This window comes from Saccharopolyspora antimicrobica (genome assembly GCF_003635025.1).
GTDB classification, from domain to species: domain Bacteria; phylum Actinomycetota; class Actinomycetes; order Mycobacteriales; family Pseudonocardiaceae; genus Saccharopolyspora; species Saccharopolyspora antimicrobica.
On record NZ_RBXX01000002.1, the window covers coordinates 3,370,603 to 3,386,291 of the forward strand.

Consider the following 15,689-nt stretch of genomic DNA (forward strand, 5'->3'; position numbering starts at 1 on the left):
CGGGCCGCCAGGGGAATTGACATGGTGACGATCTCGCAGCGCGCCAAGCGCGCGGCCCGGCGGCCGTTGCAGCTGTTGGACGAGCTGGGCGACCAGCTGTCGTTCTACGTGCGGTCGCTGGTGTGGATTCCGCGCGCGATCACGCGCTACGCCAAGGAAACGCTGCGGTTGCTGGCCGAGGTGAGCTTCGGCAGCGGGGCGCTCGCGGTCATCGGCGGGACGGTCGGCGTGATGATCGGGCTGACCCTGTTCACCGGCACCGTGGTCGGTCTGCAGGGCTTCGCCGCGCTGGACCAGCTGGGCACCTCGGCGTTCGCCGGGTTCGTCTCGGCCTACTTCAACACCCGCGAGATCGCGCCGCTGGTGGCCGGTCTGGCGCTGTCGGCCACGGTCGGCTCCGGTTTCACCGCGCAGCTGGGCGCGATGCGGATCTCCGACGAGATCGACGCGCTCGAGGTCATGGGCGTGCCGAGCCTGCCGTACCTGGTGACCACGCGGGTGATCGCCGGGTTCATCGCGGTCATCCCGCTGTACGTGCTGGGCCTGCTCACCTCCTACGTCGCGGCGCGGGCGGTCACGGTCTACGTCTACGGCCAGTCGGCGGGCACCTACGACCACTACTTCAACCTGTTCCTGCCTCCCGAAGACGTGCTGTGGTCGTTCGGGAAGGTGCTGGTGTTCAGCGTCGTGGTGATCATGACGCACTGCTTCTACGGCTACCGGGCCAGCGGCGGCCCGGCGGGAGTCGGCGTGGCGGTGGGCCGCGCGGTGCGGACCGCGATCGTGACCACCGCGCTGCTGGACTTCTTCCTCAGCCTCGCGATCTGGGGCACCACTACGACGGTTCGGATCACCGGATGAGTACCAAGGGTGCGTTGAGAACACTGCGGCGCCGGGCCTTAGGCCTCGCGTTCCTCTTGTGCATGGTGCTTTTCGTCAGCCTGACCGTGGCGACCTACCAGAAGGCCTTCACCTCCAGCGTGGACGTGGTGCTCAAGGCCGCCTCGACGGGCAACCAGCTGCTGCCGGAATCGGACGTGAAGGTGCGCGGCATGGTCGTCGGCCGCGTGGTCGACGTCAAGTCCACAGGGGACGGTGCGGAGCTGCACCTGGCGCTGGAGCCGGACAAGGTGCAGCACCTGCCCTCCAACGTCTCGGCGCGGCTGCTGCCGCGGACGCTGTTCGGCGAGCGCTACGTCTCGCTGGAACTGCCCGAGCAGGCCGCGACCACCACGCTGGCCGCCGGTGACGTCATCGAGCAGGACCGCACCAGCGCGGGCATCGAGCTGGAGAAGGTGCTGGCCGACACCATGCCGGTGCTGCAGGCGGTGCACCCCGACGACCTCGCGGTCACGCTGAACGCGCTGGACCAGGCGCTCTCCGGGCGCGGCGAGCAGCTGGGCGAGACGCTGTCGCAGCTGAATACCTACCTCGACGGCCTCAACCCGTCGGTGCCGGACCTGCAGCGCAACCTCAAGGAACTGGTCGGCGTCGCCGAGACCTACGAGCAGGCCGCGCCGGACGTGCTGGAGGCGCTGGACAACTTCAGCACCACGGCGCGAACCCTGGTGGCGCAGCGGGAGAACCTCAAGACGCTCACCGATCAGCTGACCACGACCGCCGGTGACACCACCACGTTCCTGGAGAACAACCGGCAGAACATCATCCAGCTCGGCGAGGCGCAGCGGCCGACGCTGGACGTGCTGGCGAAGTACGCCCCGGAGTACAAGTGCTTCCTGGACGAGATGGCAGCGTACGTGCCGCGGATCCGGAAGGTGTTCGGCGAGGGCACGAACGAGCCGGGCCTGCACATCACGCTGGAGGTCGTGGCGCACCGCGGGAAGTACCGCCCGAACCAGGACGAGCCGGTGTTCGCCGACAAGCGCGGCCCGCGCTGCTACAACCTGATGCCGCTGCCCGACCCGATCCCGGAGTACCCGCCGGACGGGCCGTTCGAGGACGGTTCGGTGCCGCCCGCGCCGTCGCACCAGGTCGACAAGGGCCTGAACCCGCCGCAGATGGGCGAGGGCTTCCTGCCCGCCAGCACGTCCTCGCAGTGGGTGAACTCGCCCGCCGAGCGGGACATGGTGTCGATGCTGCTGGCGCCGGCCGTCGGCCGCGACGCCGGTGACCTGCCCGACTGGGGATCGCTGCTGGTCGGCCCGGTCCTGCGCGGAGCGGAGGTGAGCTACCGGTGAACGGTCGCAGCATCACCGGACCGCTGGTCAAGTTCCTGGTCTTCGTGCTGGTCACCGTGCTGGCCACCGGGGCGCTGGTGCTGACCATCGCCAACCGGGACCTGCGCGCGGCGCAGTCCTACAACGCGCGGTTCACCGACGTGACCAGCCTCAACGAGGGCGACGAGGTGCGCATCTCCGGGGTGAAGGTCGGCGAGGTGGAGAGCATCGAACTGGTCGACAAGCGGGTGGCGGAGGTGAAGTTCAACGTCGCCGACCGCCCGCTGCCCGCGACGGTGACCGCCACCATCAAGTACCGGAACCTGGTCGGTCAGCGCTACATCGCGCTGGAGCCGGGCCCGGGCGAAGGCGGTGTGCTGCGCGAGGGTTCGACGATCCCGCTGGAGCGCACCAAGCCGGCGCTGGACCTCACCGTGCTGCTGGGCGGCTTCAAGCCGCTGTTCCAGGCGCTGTCGCCGGAGGACGTCAACAAGCTGTCCTTCGAGATCATCCAGGTGCTGCAGGGCGAGGGCGGCACGGTGGAGAGCCTGCTGGCCCACACCGCTTCGCTGACCTCCACGATCGCCTCCCGCGACCAGGTGATCGGGCAGGTCATCGACAACCTCAACGGCGTGCTCGACACCGTCAACTCGCGCGACCAGCAGCTGTCCGAGCTGATCGGCCAGCTGCGGCAGGTGGTCTCGGGGCTGTCCGAGGACCGGGACGCCATCGGCGACGCGGTGACCGCGATGGACGGGCTGACCAACAGCACCGCCGGACTGCTCACCGAGGCCCGCCCGGCGCTGCAGCAGGACATCGCCGGGCTCGGCTCGCTGTCGCAGAACCTCAACGACAACGAGGAGATCGTGGACCAGTGGCTGCGGAACCTGCCGGGCAAGGTCGAGATGCTCTCCCGGACCGCCTCGCACGGCTCCTGGTTCAACTTCTTCAACTGCAAGATGACCGGGACCGTCGGCGTCGGTGAGCTGAACCTGCCGCTACCGCTGGTGCCGGTGTCCCAGCCGAGGTGCCAGCGATGACTGCCTTCTCCAAGCGCGACCCGCTCAAGATCGGCATCGGCGGCCTGCTGGTGCTGGTGCTGATGTTCCTGCTCGCGATGAACTTCGAGCGGCTGCCGCTGGTCGGCGGCACCACCTACACCGCGCAGTTCACCGAGGCGGCCGGGCTGCGGGCGGACAGCGAGGTGCGCATCGCCGGGGTGAAGGTGGGCACCGTGTCCGACGTCGAGCTGGAGGGCGACCACGTGCTGGTCAGCTTCCGGGTCAACGACGCGTGGCTCGGCGACCACACCACCGCCGCGATCAAGATCAAGACGCTGCTCGGGCAGAAGTACCTGGCGCTGGACCCGCAGGGCGGGCAGGAGCTCGACCCGTCCGAGCCGATCCCGCTGCAGCGCACCATGTCGCCCTACGACGTGATCGACGCCTTCAGCGATCTGTCGACCACTGTGGACAAGGTGGACACCCGGCAGCTCGCGGACAGCTTCCGCGCGATGGCTGGCACCTTCGCCGACACCCCGGACGAGATCGGCGGCGCGCTGGACGGGCTCTCCCAGCTGTCGCAGACCATCTCCTCGCGCGACGAGCAGCTGGAGCAGCTGCTGAACAACACCGCGCAGGTGTCCAGGACCATCGCCGACCGCAACGAGGACTTCGACCGGCTGCTCGCCGACGGCAACCTCCTGCTGGAGGAGATCCGGGCGCGGCGGGACTCGATCAGCGCGCTGCTGGACGGCACCCGGCAGCTGTCGCAGCAGCTGCGCGGGCTGGTCGACGACAACGCCGCGCAGATCGGCCCGGCCCTGCAGCAGCTGGACCGGGTCACCAAGATGCTGCAGCGCAACCAGGACAACCTGAACCGGAGCCTGGAGATGTTCGCGCCGTTCACCCGCCTGTTCTCCAACGTCGTGGGCAACGGACGGTGGTTCGACAGCTACGTCTGCGGGCTGCTGCCGCCCGCCATCGGACCGATCAACCAGAAGGGCTGCCAGCCATGACCAGCGCACGCCCCTCGCTCACCCGAGCGCTGTCGATCGCGGTGGTGCTCGTGCTCGCCGTGACCGCCGCGGTCTGGTGGCTGTTCTTCGGCGCCGCCGAGCGCAAGGTCACCGCCTACTTCAACGCCGCCGTCGGCATCTACCCGGGCGGCGACGTCCGGATCCTCGGCGTCCCGGTCGGCACCGTCGACGAGGTCGTCCCGCAGGGCCGGCTGGTGCGGGTCGTGATGAGCGTCGACCGCGACGTCGAAGTGCCCGCCGACGCGGGCGCGGTCGCCGTCGCGCCGAGCGTGGTCAGCGACCGCTACGTGCAGCTGACGCCGGTCTACCGGGGCGGGCCGACGCTGGAGGACGGCGCGGTGATCCCGAAGGAACGCACCATGACCCCGGTCGAGCTCGACTCGATCTACCGCAGCCTCAACGACCTGGCCAGTGCGCTCGGCCCGGAGGGCGCCAACGCCGACGGCGCGCTGACCGACCTGCTCAACACCGGCGCGGCCAACCTGGAGGGCAACGGGCAGGCGCTGTCGGACACCATCCGCAACCTCGGCGAGGCGGGCACGACGTTGTCCGGCAACAGCGAGCAGCTGTTCGCCACCGTCGACAACCTGCAGAAGTTCACCTCGATGCTGGCCGCCAACGACGACCAGGTGCGCCGGTTCAACACCCAGATGCAGCAGGTCAGCTCGTTCCTGGCCGACGAGCGCGAGGACATGGGCGCGGCGATGGCCGAGCTCGCGATCGCGCTGGGCGACGTGGAGGCCTTCGTGCGCGACAACCGCGCACTGGTCAAGTCCAATGTGGACCAGCTGCACGGGGTGACCGAGGTGCTGGTGCGGCAGAAGGAAGCGCTGCGCGAATCGCTGGTGAACACGCCGCTGGCGCTGTCCAACCTCTCCAACGTCTACAACGGCGCGGCGGGCACGCTGGACACCAGGATCACCATCAACGAGCTGGCGCAGCCGCCCGCGGTGGCGGTCTGCAAGATGCTGGAGCAGCACTCCCCGGCGGAGGTGCCGAAGGAGGTCAGCGACGCCTGCGCTTCGCTGCAACCGGTCCTCGACGGCGTGGTGAAGCTGCCGACCCCGGCGGAGGCGCTCAACGCCATCCAGACCGGCAAGCTCCCGGAACTCCCGCTCCCGCTCACCCAGCAGGGAGGTACCCGATGAACCTGCGCAAAGATCTTTCTCCGAACTCGTTTTGCGTAGCGGTGCGGGTAGCGGAACCTCAGCGCCCGCCTGGACTGCGGGCGCCCGGCGCCAATACACGGCAGCCGGGCCGTCCTCGCCAGGCGAACGCTGAGAACCCGCGGCGGTGCGAGCTGCGAGGGTGGGCTGAACGCCTCCGGCGTTTCAAGGACAAAGACCGAGGGCTAGGACCGAAGGCGGGAGCTGGAGCCGGTACCTCCCGGCGGATGTGGCGGGTCGGTGCTGCCGTCGTGGTGGCGCTGGTCGTGGTCGGGGGGTGCAGTTCTCGCGGGGTCTACGACATGCCGCTGCCCGGTGGGGCCGATGTCGGTGATCACCCCTACGAGGTGAAGGTGCACTTCGACGACGTGCTGGACCTGGTGCCCAACGCCGGCGTGCGGGTCAACGACGTGCCGGTGGGCCGGGTCAGCACCATCGGGCTCGCGCCGAACTCCTGGGACGCCGAGGTGACCGTGCTGGTCAACGGCGATGTGGAGCTGCCGGTCAACGCCACCGCGCGGCTGCGGCAGTCCAGCCTCCTCGGCGAGAAGTACGTCGAGCTCGCCGGGCCGCCCGAATCGCAGGCGCCGGTCGGCAAGCTGTCCGACGGCGACCGCATCGACCGGGCGAACACCGGCCGCAACCCCGAGGTCGAAGAGGTGCTGGGCGCGCTGTCCATGCTGCTCAACGGCGGTGGCGTCGCCCAGCTGCAGAACATCACCAAGGAGCTCAACGCCGCGCTGGAGGGCCGTGAGTCCGACGTGCGCAGCCTGCTGTCCAACTTGGACGAACTGGTCTCCGGGCTGGACGCCCAGCGCGACGACATCGTCCGCGCGCTGGACAGCGTCAACCGGCTCAGCGCCCGCCTCAACGAGCAGCGCGGCAGCATCGACACCGCCCTGCGCGACCTGGGACCCGGCCTGCAGGTGCTCAACGAGCAGCGCACCCAGCTGGTCGGCATGCTGCAGGCGCTCGACCGGCTCTCCGTGGTGGCCACCGACGTGGTCAACCGCTCCGGCGACGACCTGGTGCACAACCTCGACCAGCTCGCCCCGGTGCTCCAGCAGCTGACCGCGGCGGGCGACAACCTGCCGAAGTCGCTGGAAGTGCTGCTGACCTTCCCGTTCCCGGACAACGTGGTGGACGGCATCCAGAACAGCGACTACGTCAACCTCTACACCGACGTCAACCTCAACCTCACCGACGTGCTGCAGAACCTGGGCCGCAGCAGGCAACCGCTGATCCCGCTGCCGGACGCGGTGCAGAACCTGCCGCTGCCGTTGACCCCCGGGCAGACCACCGCACCGCCGCCACCGCCGGAGGAACCGGCGGAGGACTCCGGCGGTGGCCTGCTGGGCGGGCTGCTGGGAGGTGGCCGCTGATGCTCACCCGTCGAGTTCGCCTGCAGATCGTGGCCTTCGTCGCGATCGCCCTGGTCGGCGTCAGCTTCGCCGGCGCCCGCTACGCCGGGCTGGACCGGCTGTTCGGCCCGCGCGGCTACGTGGTCACGCTGAAACTCGCCGACACCGGCGGTGTTTTCGAGAACGCCGAGGTCACCTACCGCGGCGTGCCGGTCGGCCGGGTCGGCACCATCGAGCTGACCAGCACCGGCGTGAACGTCCCGCTGGACATCGAGTCCAGCGCCCCGCGGATCCCGGACGACGTGGCGGCCGTGGTGACCAACCGGTCCGCGGTCGGCGAGCAGTACGTGGACCTGCAGCCCAAGCGGGACGACGGGCCGTTCCTGGACCACGGTTCGGTGATCACCCAGGAGTCGGCGACCACCCCGCTGCCGGTGGAAACCCTGATGACCAACCTGGACGGGCTGGCCAACTCGGTGCCGGAGGACTCGCTGCGCACCGTGGTCAGCGAGCTGGGCACCGCCTTCCGCGACAACGGCGGCCACCTGCAGACCATCGTCGACACCAGCCGCGAGTTCATCACCGCGGCCCAGGAGCACCTGCCGCAGACCACGAAGCTGCTCGACGACGGCAACACCGTGCTGGCCACGCAGAACGAGCAGGGCTCGGCGATCAAGTCCTTCGGCCGCGACCTGCGCCTGCTGTCCGAGCAGCTGGAGCGCTCCGACGGCGACCTGCGCGCGGTGATCGAGAAGGCCCCGCCCGCCGCCCAGCAGATCAGCGGGCTGATCCACGAGAACCAGCAGCTCACCCCGCTGCTGGCGAACCTGACCAGCACCTCGCAGCTGATCGCCAAGCACGTCGACGGCCTCGAGCACGCCTTCGTCGTCTACCCGGCCGCGGTCACCGTGAGCCGCACGGTGGTGCCCGGCGACGGCACCGCGCACTTCGGCCTGGTGCTCAACGCCTTCGACCCGCTGCCCTGCACCGCGGGCTACGAGAAGACCGAGCGCCGCAACGGCATCGAGATGGACCCGGTGCCGGTCAACACCGACGCCCGCTGCCTGGAACCCCCGGGCAGCGAGACCTCGGTGCGCGGCGCGCAGAATGCACCCGGGCAGTAGGGAAGGAGCCCGAGAATGACCGCTGGAACCCGACGGCGCCCGGTCGTCGCGCTGGTGCTGTTCGCGGTGAGCGTGGTGGCCTGCCTGGTCACCGGGACCTCGTGGGTCCTGGCCGCCAACGATTCGTCGATCGCCTACGCCGAGGTGCGCGACGAGGCGCTGCGCGACGGGCAGAGCGCGATCATCAACTTCAACACCCTGGACTACCGGGACGTGGAGAGCGGCCTGCAGCGCTGGGAGGACAACTCGACCGGCCCGCTGCGCGACGAGATCCGCCAGGGCCGCAAGGACTACGCGACCCAGATCGAGCAGAAGCGCAGCACCACCACGGCCCGCGTCCTGGACTCCGGGATCGTGGAGCTCGACGAGCGCGCCGGCAAGGCGAGGATGATCGCGGTCCTGCAGGTCACGGTCACCGTGGAGGGCGAGCCGCCGGCCACCAAGCAGGACCGCTACCAGGCGGAACTCACCCGCGAAGGCGACACCTGGAAGCTCAGCACGCTCGGCCTCGTGCCGGTGGGCTGACGGCGGACCGCGCAAGCAACACGAGGAGTGCCCCCAGTGCCAACGAACCGCCGCCCGAACAACCAACCGGTCCGCCGCCCGAAGGTCGCGGGCCTGCGCAAACGCCGGACCCACAACGAGGAGCTGCTCGCCGAGGCCCGATCTGCCGGTTCGGCGGAGCAGAGCGAAGCCGCGGCGGAGCGCGGCGAAGCCGTCGCGGAGCGCGGTGAGCCCGTTGCGGAGCGGGCTGTGGAGCGCGGTGAAGCCGTTGCGGAGCGGGCTGTGGAGCGCGGCGAGGCCGTTGCGGAGCGGGCCGGGGTCAACGGAGCTGTGGCGGAGCGCGGCGAAGCCGCCGCGGAGGACTCGGCGGTCGGCGGAGCGCCGGAGGTTTCCGCGGAGCACGGCGAAGCCGTGACGGAGCGGGTGGACAGCAGCGGAGCTCCGGCGGAGCCGGGCGGAGCTGCCGAGGCAGGCTCGGAGCGCGGCGAAGCCGACGCGGAGAGCCGGTGGGCAGCCGCGACGGCGGAGCCGGAGGCGGAGAGCGCCTTCGGCGCGGCGTTGCGCGAAGCGGACGGCAAGAGCGCTCCGCAGTGGCCGCTGTGGGCGGCGACCGTGGTGCTCATCGGGTTGGCCGGGTGGTTCGGGTTCGAGGCGTACTCCGCTCGCTACACCGGTGCCGCCGCGAACGAGGCGATGGTTTCGGCCGGGGCGACCAGCGAGGTCAGCGGGCAGGTCTCCGATGCGGTGGAGAAGCTGTTCTCCTACGACTTCAACGACACCGCGAAGACCGAGGCCGCGGCGAAGGAGCTGCTGACCGGTGCCGCCGTGCAGCGCTACGAGGAGCTGTTCGCGGTCGTCAAGCAGCAGGCCCCGCAGCAGCAGCTGATCGTCACCACCACGGTGAAGGAGCGGTCGGTGACGCGCTTGCAGGGCGACCGGGCGGAGTTGCTGCTGTTCGTCGACCAGCACGCGCGGCGCGCCAACGCTCCCGGTGAGAACGCCGGTCCGGCGCAGATCTCGGTGAGCGCCGAGAAGCAGGGCGACGCCTGGAAGATCAGCCAGATCACGCTGCGCTAGAAAGAGATCCGGCCCCACTGCTGGTGGGCCGGAGGTGGGTCACGGATCGGTCGGTGGGTCACGGCTCGGTGGGTGGTCGCCTTGAGTGGTGTAGCGATTTCAATTGAAATTGGATCTCTTGCGTTTTCGGACCGGGCTGCGGTTCGGTGAATCCAATTTCAACCGAAGTCACGGAGATTCACCGCGGATCGATCGGTGGTCGGGGCGACTAGTGTTGAGCGGGTGCTGGAGCGACTGGAGATCGAGAGTTTCGTGGTCCTGGCCGAGGAGCTGCACTTCGGGCGTACCGCCGAGCGGTTGCGGGTCAGCAGGGCTCGGGTCAGTCAGACCATCCAGCGCTTGGAGCGCCGCGTCGGTGCGCCGTTGTTCGAGCGCTCCAGCAGGCAGGTGCGGTTGACTCCGCTCGGTAAGCAGCTGCTCGACGATGTCGAGCCTGGCTACCGGCTCATCTCGCGTGGCTTGTGCCGGGCGCAGGCCGCTGCGAAGGGGGTCGAGGGCAGCTTCGCCGTCGGCTACCTCGGTGGCGCTGCGGGCGAGTTCGCGCTGGCCGTGATCCGCCGGTTCACCCGCAGGTATCCGGGGATCGACGTGCGGATTCACGAGACTCAGGTCAAGGCCATGTTCGAGCCGCTTCGGGACGGCGAGGTCGAGCTGCTGATCACCCAGCTGCCGGTCGAGGAGGCCGATCTCGTCCTGGGGCCGGTGGTGCTGCGCGTGCCCCGGGTGCTGGCAGTGCCCGCGAACCATCCGCTGGCCAGGCAGGATTCGGTGTCGGTGGAGGACCTGGCGCGCGGTCAGGTCTTCGCCTGCACCGGGCACGTGCCCGACTACTGGCAGGAACACCAGGCGCCGTCGCGCACTCCGGAGGGCCGGATCGTGCACCGCGGCCGGTCGGCGGCGACGCTGCCGGAAACGCTCGCCATGGTCGGCGCCGGGCACGGGATCTCGCCGGTCGGCGCCGACGTCGCCGAGACCTCCGCTCCGCGCGGGGTCACCTTCGTGCCGTTCCGCGACACCGGGCCCCTCGAGTACGGGCTGGTGTGGCGCCGGTCAGGCGAGACCGAGCGGATCCGGGCGTTCGCGGCCGCGGCGGTGGAGCAGTCGGCAGCAGACCGGTAAGCCCGGCTTACCGATCGTTGCTCGTTCCGGGCCTGATCAGCGGAGCTCGGCGAACCAGTCTGGTGCCATGTCCAGCGATCTCGCCCAACTGCCCACCGCCAGCCCACCGGCCGCGAGGAGCACGGCCGCGCTCTTCTCCCTGGCCCTCGGTGCGTTCGCCGTGGGCACCACCGAGGTCGTCATCGCCGGGATCCTCCCGGAGGTGGCGCTCGACACCGGCGTCTCGCTGCCCACCGCCGGGTTGCTCGTGTCCGGGTACGCGCTGGGCATGGTCGTCGGTGCGCCGCTGCTGACGATCCTGAGCGCCCGGTTCGCGCGGAAGCGGATGCTGCTGGGGCTCGTCGGCCTGTTCACCGCGGCCGGGCTGATCAGCGCCCTCGCACCGGGTTTCGCGGCTTTGATGACCGGCCGGGTGCTCTCCGCCCTGGCCGGGGGCGCCTACGTCGGGATCGCCTCCGTCGTCGCAGCGGGGCTGGTGCCGCCGGAGCGGAAGGCGCGGGCCATCGCCATCGTGTTCATGGGCCTCAGCCTCGCCAACGTCCTCGGCGTGCCCGGCGGTACGGCGCTCGGGCAGGCGTTCGGCTGGCGGGCCACGTTCTGGGCGGTGACCGCGATCGGCGCGGTCCTGTTCGTCGCGCTCAGCGCGTTCGTGCCGTACGAGGAGCCGCGGTCGGGCGCCGGGTTCCGCCGCGAGCTGGCGGCCTTCCGGCGCGGCCGGGTGTGGCTCGCGCTCGCCGCGACGGCGTTCGGGTGGGCGCCCTTCCTGACGGTCCTCACCTACATCGCACCGCTGCTGACCGACGTCACCGGGTTCGAGCCGAGCTCGGTGCCGCTGGTGCTGGCCCTGGTCGGTGTGGGCATGGTGATCGGCACGCCGCTGGCGGGACGGCTCGCGGATCGCGCGCTGGCGCCGACCCTGCACGGCGCGCTCGCGGGCGTCTCGGTGATCTCGCTGCTGCTGTTGGTGGTCGTGCACAGCAAGCCCGCGGCGATCGCCGGCTTCCTGCTCTTCGGGCTCGTCGGGGCGGCCGTCATCCCGCCCCTGCAGACCAGGGTGCTCGCCTTCGCCGAGGGCGCCGACGACCTGGCGTCGGCGGCCAACATCTCGGCCTTCAACATCGGCAACGCGGGCGGCCCGCTGCTGGCCGGTGCCGCGCTCTCGGCAGGCGCGGGTTACACCGCGCCGCTGGCGATCGCCGCGGTGCTGGGCGGCGCCGGACTGCTGCTGGCCTGGCTCGCGGGGCGCGTCGGCTGAAGACCCGTGAGTACTTTGTGGTGCTATAGCAACACAAAGTACTCACGGGAGGGCGGTGCTTTGCGCCGCGCGGATCGCCGCCGAGATGCGGTCCACGTCGGCTCGTTCCTGCTCGGGGAGCGGCGCTCCCGCGCTGTCCCGCTCCGCTTCGGCGGCCGACAGCAGCTGCTGGGCCCGCTCGGCGTTCCCGGCGAGGACGGCGGCTCCGGCCAGCCCTTCCAGCGCGAGGGCGACCGCGCGGGGATCGCCGGATTCCCGGGCCACCGCCAGGCCTTCCTCGTGGAGGTCGTGCGCCTGTTCCGGATCGCCGCGCAACTCGGCGATGAAGCCCAGCTCGGCGAGGCTGTGCGCGATGCCCGGCGCGTAGCCCACCGATCGGTTCCAGTCCAGCAGCACCCGGATGTGCCTCTCGGCGTCGTCGAGCCGACCTTCGCGCCGGGCGCCGAGGCCGAGCCCCGCTTCTGCGAAGTACCGGCCGGTCACGTGGCCCTTGGCGGCCGAGAGATCGCGGGCGCGCTCGTGCAGCAGCCGCGCCTGGTCCAGATCCCCGGCCAGCAGGGCGAGCCTGCCCAGTCCGGACAGCATGTCGGCCACCTGCGGCCACAACCCGAGCTCTTCGCCGCGGCGCAGGCCGTCGCGGAGCAGCCGCGCCGCTTCGGCGTAGTCGCCGATGACCTCGGCTCTCCGGGCGAGGAGACCGGCGGCCCGGAGCTGTCCCCACCGATCGCCGAGACCGGCGAAGATCCTGGCGCTTTCGGTCGCGTCGCGCTCCAGCGTCGCGACGTCACCGCGCAGCAAGGCGTGGTGGGCGGTGCTGCTCGACGCCGCAGCGATGCCCCACTCGTCCCCGACGGCGCGGAATCCGGCCAGGGCGCGCTGCGCAAGAGCGTCACCGACCGACTGGTCACCACCGCCGAGCAACGCCTCCGCGAGCAGCCATTCGGTGAACGCACGGCCCGCCGGATCGTCGACCCGGTCGAATGCGGTCAGCCCGGCGTCCACCAGCGCAGTCCGGTCCGAATCGCTGCCGCTGAGCAGCATCAGCGCCGACCGCCAGCCGTTGGCCCGCGCCCGCAGCGCCGAGGCGGGATCGCCGGGCGTGCTCAGCGCCGCGTCGAGCAGCCGGATCCCGTCGGCGAGCCGCCCGCGCAGGAACCAGTACCAGGCCAGCGCGTCGACGAGTCGCAGCGCACCGCCGGAATCCCCGCGTCGCACCGAATCCTCCACGGCGGAGCGCAGATTCGCGTACTCGGTGTCCACCACCGCGAGCCACCGCCGCTGGTCCGCGCCGCGCAGCCGGTCGCGTGCCTGTTCGGCGAGGGACGTGTAGTACTCGTTGCGCGCCTCTCGGACCAGGTCGGCCTCCCCGGCCTGGGCCAGCCGGTCCGAGCAGTACAGCGCGACCGACTCCAGCAGCCGGTAGCGCGGTCCTTCCCCGGTGTCGGTCATCGCGATGAGCGACCGGTCCACCAGGCGGGCGAGCAGGTCGAGGATCCGTCCGCGGGAGAGCTCCTCGCTCGCGCAGACGTGCTCGGCCGCGGCCAGCCCGAAACCATCGGCGTGCACCGAAAGCCTTCTCAACACGGCCTGTTCCGGTTCGGTGAGCTGCTCCCAGCTCCAGTCGATCACCGCGCGCAACGTCTGCTGGCGACCGGGCGCGCTCCGGTTCCCGACGACCAGCAGCTCGAACCGGTCGTCCATCCGCGCGGCGAGCTCGCGGATCCCGAGGGCCCGCACCCGGGCGGCGGCCAGCTCCAGCGCCAGCGGGATGCCGTCCAGCCGGCGGCAGATGCCGGCGACGGCGGCGGCGTTGCCCGCATCGATGGTGAAACCGGGAGCCGTGGCGGCAGCCCGGGCGGCGAACAAGCGGACGGCGCTGAACTTCGGCAACGCCTCGGCGCCGCTGTCGGCGGGCGAGTGCGGCAGTTCGAGCGCGGCGACCGGGTACAGGGCTTCACCGGACACGCCGAGCGGTTCCTGGCTCGTCGCCAGCACGCGCAGTCCCGGCACCGATCGCAGCAGCCGCTCGGTCAGTTCGGCGACCTCGGCCACCAGGTGCTCGCAGTTGTCCAGGACCAGCAGGACACGCTTGCCCTCCAGCGCGGTGATCAGCTGGTCGACCGGACCGGCGCTGGACCTTCCGTCGTCGCGGATTCCCAGCACCGCATGCACGGTGTCCACGATGGCGGTGTGCGATGAGGACTTGTCGATCCCGGCGAGCTCCACGAACCACACGCCGTCGGAGTGCTCAGCGATCAGGGAACGCGCTGCCTCGACTCCCAGCCGGGTCTTGCCGACGCCGCCGGGCCCGATGAGGGTGACCAACCGGTGCTCGCCGACCAGCGCGCACACGTCGCGGGTCGCTTCGGCCCGGCCGATCAGCTCGGTGAGCTGGCCGGGCAGGTTCGTCGGAGTGGTGGCCGGGCGGGGCGCGATCAGCGGGTCCTGCTCGAGGATCGCCTGGTGCACGGCGACGATCTCGGGGCCCGGATCGACTCCGAGCTCGGTGCGCAGCCGATCCCGCAACTCGGTGAAACCGGCGAGCGCCTCGCTCTGCCGCCCGGTGCGGTACAACGCGCGCAGGTGCGCTGCACGTAATCGTTCGCGCAGCGGGTGTTCGGCGATCACGGGCGCCAATTCGCCTACCAGCTCGGCGTGTTCGCCGAGTTCGAGCAGCGCTTCGGCCCTGGCCTCCACCGCGGAAAGCCGGAGTTCGGTCAGCCGGGCCGCTTCCACCGCCGCGAACTCCTCGTCGGCGACCTCGGAGAACGCGGCACCGCGCCAGAGACCGAGCGCGGTGCTCAGAGCGTTGGCCCGCGACCGGGCATCCGCGCCGGTCCCGAGCAACTCCTCGAACCGGCCGGCGTCCACCGCGTCGGCCGGGACGTCCAGCCCGTAGCCCGCTGCTCCCGACACCACCAGCGTGCGGGCGCTCGGCTCGGCGGCGGCGAGAGCACTGCGCAGCTGCGAGACCTTGACCTGCAGCGCGGCAGGTGCGTCACGGGGCGCGCGGCGTGGCCACAGCACGTCGATGAGCCGGTCGGTCGACACCGGACGTCCACGGTGGACGAGGAGGACGGCGAGCACCGTCAGCACCTGCCCGGCCGGGATCTTGACCGGCTCGTCCTCATCCGTCCACGCCATCAGCGGGCCGAGCACACCGAACCTCATGACCGTGACGATACGGTCCCGAGCGCCGTGCGAGGGGCGTCGTAAGGCGGTTGTAGGGGAGCTGTAGGCCGCTCCGGCGAAGGTCGTGACCAACACGACGACAGCCGGAAAGGCGGATCCGATGCAGACGACCGATTCCCTGCGAGTGGCGATCATCATCGGCAGCACGCGGGAGCAGCGGTTCGGGCCGACGGTGGCCGGGTGGTTCCACGACCACGCGCTCAAGCACGGTGGGCTCGACCTGGACCTGATCGACCTCGCGGAGACCGGGCTGCCCGACGTCCTCGGCCGTCCCGACGACGCCGTCGACGCCCTGGCACCGCGCCTCGCCCAGGCCGATGCGTTCGTCTTCGTCACGCCCGAGTACAACCGCGGCTATCCCGCCGCGCTCAAGACCGCCATCGACTCCTACGTCGACGAGTGGAAGGCGAAGCCGGTCGCCATCGTCTCCTACGGCGGCGTCTCGGGTGGCCTGCGCGGCGCCGAACAGCTGCGCCAGGTCATGGGCGAGCTGCACGCCGTCACCATCCGCGACGCGGTGAGCTTCCACTCCTGCTGGAACAAGTTCGACGACGACGGCCTGCCGCTGGACATCGCCGGCGCGAGTGCCGCCGCTACGGCGCTGCTCAACCAGCTCACCTGGTGGGCCCGCGCGCTGCGCGCCGCCCGCACCGCCCAGCCGTACCCGTTCTGATCC

The 15,689-nt window shown here is 70.9% G+C and carries 13 protein-coding genes; 12 read left to right on the forward strand and 1 reads right to left on the reverse strand.

Going from position 1 to position 15,689, the window contains the following annotated elements; genetic code table 11:
- The first annotated feature begins 21 nt into the window (after positions 1-21).
- The 11 genes from ATL45_RS16505 to ATL45_RS16555 all read left to right on the forward strand — a co-directional run bounded on the left by ATL45_RS16505 (position 22) and on the right by ATL45_RS16555 (position 11,821).
- A complete protein-coding gene (locus ATL45_RS16505; RefSeq protein WP_093155283.1) occupies positions 22-861 on the forward strand; it encodes an MlaE family ABC transporter permease in 840 nt (279 codons plus the stop codon).
- Positions 858-2,198, forward strand: a complete 1,341-nt coding sequence (locus tag ATL45_RS16510) for an MCE family protein (protein WP_093155282.1) — start codon at positions 858-860, stop codon at positions 2,196-2,198. Before ATL45_RS16505 ends, ATL45_RS16510 begins: the two co-directional genes overlap by 4 nt.
- Positions 2,195-3,217 (forward strand): MCE family protein, encoded by a 1,023-nt coding sequence (locus ATL45_RS16515; protein WP_093155281.1) that lies wholly within the window; start codon positions 2,195-2,197, stop codon positions 3,215-3,217. The genes ATL45_RS16510 and ATL45_RS16515 overlap by 4 nt, the downstream gene beginning before the upstream one ends.
- Positions 3,214-4,194, forward strand: coding sequence for an MCE family protein (locus ATL45_RS16520; RefSeq protein WP_093155280.1), 981 nt, complete (start codon positions 3,214-3,216; stop codon positions 4,192-4,194). The genes ATL45_RS16515 and ATL45_RS16520 overlap by 4 nt, the downstream gene beginning before the upstream one ends.
- Positions 4,191-5,363: an MCE family protein gene (locus ATL45_RS16525; protein ID WP_093155279.1), complete on the forward strand. Its 1,173-nt coding sequence runs from the start codon at positions 4,191-4,193 to the stop codon at positions 5,361-5,363. Before ATL45_RS16520 ends, ATL45_RS16525 begins: the two co-directional genes overlap by 4 nt.
- 245 nt (positions 5,364-5,608) lie before the next feature.
- Entirely contained in the window at positions 5,609-6,763 is a 1,155-nt protein-coding gene (locus tag ATL45_RS16530) for an MCE family protein (protein ID WP_093155277.1), read from the forward strand.
- Entirely contained in the window at positions 6,763-7,866 is a 1,104-nt protein-coding gene (locus tag ATL45_RS16535) for an MlaD family protein (protein WP_093155276.1), read from the forward strand. Before ATL45_RS16530 ends, ATL45_RS16535 begins: the two co-directional genes overlap by 1 nt.
- 15 nt (positions 7,867-7,881) lie before the next feature.
- Positions 7,882-8,391, forward strand: a complete 510-nt coding sequence (locus ATL45_RS16540; RefSeq protein WP_093155274.1) for an Rv1363c family protein — start codon at positions 7,882-7,884, stop codon at positions 8,389-8,391.
- 36 nt (positions 8,392-8,427) lie between these two features.
- A complete protein-coding gene (locus ATL45_RS16545) occupies positions 8,428-9,447 on the forward strand; it encodes a hypothetical protein (RefSeq protein ID WP_093155273.1) in 1,020 nt (339 codons plus the stop codon).
- Between the two features lie 222 nt (positions 9,448-9,669).
- Positions 9,670-10,566: a LysR family transcriptional regulator gene (locus tag ATL45_RS16550; RefSeq protein ID WP_246025387.1), complete on the forward strand. Its 897-nt coding sequence runs from the start codon at positions 9,670-9,672 to the stop codon at positions 10,564-10,566.
- A 67-nt stretch (positions 10,567-10,633) separates the two neighbouring features.
- Positions 10,634-11,821, forward strand: coding sequence for an MFS transporter (locus tag ATL45_RS16555; RefSeq protein WP_093155271.1), 1,188 nt, complete (start codon positions 10,634-10,636; stop codon positions 11,819-11,821).
- Between the two features lie 42 nt (positions 11,822-11,863).
- Here ATL45_RS16555 and ATL45_RS16560 read toward each other — a convergent pair whose 3' ends face one another.
- Positions 11,864-14,992: an ATP-binding protein gene (locus ATL45_RS16560; RefSeq protein ID WP_093155270.1), complete on the reverse strand. Its 3,129-nt coding sequence runs from the start codon at positions 14,990-14,992 to the stop codon at positions 11,864-11,866.
- A 121-nt stretch (positions 14,993-15,113) separates the two neighbouring features.
- Here ATL45_RS16560 and ATL45_RS16565 point away from each other — a divergent pair, with 121 nt between their 5' ends.
- A complete protein-coding gene (locus ATL45_RS16565) occupies positions 15,114-15,686 on the forward strand; it encodes an NADPH-dependent FMN reductase (protein ID WP_093155268.1) in 573 nt (190 codons plus the stop codon).
- The last annotated feature ends 3 nt before the right edge of the window (positions 15,687-15,689 follow it).

Bases quoted from the DNA above. Each gene is read 5' to 3' on its own strand.
- ATL45_RS16505 (WP_093155283.1), top strand. From the start codon at position 22: ATGGTGACGATCTCGCAGCGCGCCAAGCGCGCGGCCCGGCGGCCGTTG.
- ATL45_RS16510 (WP_093155282.1), top strand. From the start codon at position 858: ATGAGTACCAAGGGTGCGTTGAGAACACTGCGGCGCCGGGCCTTAGGC.
- ATL45_RS16520 (WP_093155280.1), top strand. From the start codon at position 3,214: ATGACTGCCTTCTCCAAGCGCGACCCGCTCAAGATCGGCATCGGCGGC.
- ATL45_RS16525 (WP_093155279.1), top strand. From the start codon at position 4,191: ATGACCAGCGCACGCCCCTCGCTCACCCGAGCGCTGTCGATCGCGGTG.
- ATL45_RS16530 (WP_093155277.1), top strand. From the start codon at position 5,609: ATGTGGCGGGTCGGTGCTGCCGTCGTGGTGGCGCTGGTCGTGGTCGGG.
- ATL45_RS16535 (WP_093155276.1), top strand. From the start codon at position 6,763: ATGCTCACCCGTCGAGTTCGCCTGCAGATCGTGGCCTTCGTCGCGATC.
- ATL45_RS16540 (WP_093155274.1), top strand. From the start codon at position 7,882: ATGACCGCTGGAACCCGACGGCGCCCGGTCGTCGCGCTGGTGCTGTTC.
- ATL45_RS16555 (WP_093155271.1), top strand. From the start codon at position 10,634: ATGTCCAGCGATCTCGCCCAACTGCCCACCGCCAGCCCACCGGCCGCG.
- ATL45_RS16560 (WP_093155270.1), bottom strand. From the start codon at position 14,992: ATGAGGTTCGGTGTGCTCGGCCCGCTGATGGCGTGGACGGATGAGGAC.
- ATL45_RS16565 (WP_093155268.1), top strand. From the start codon at position 15,114: ATGCAGACGACCGATTCCCTGCGAGTGGCGATCATCATCGGCAGCACG.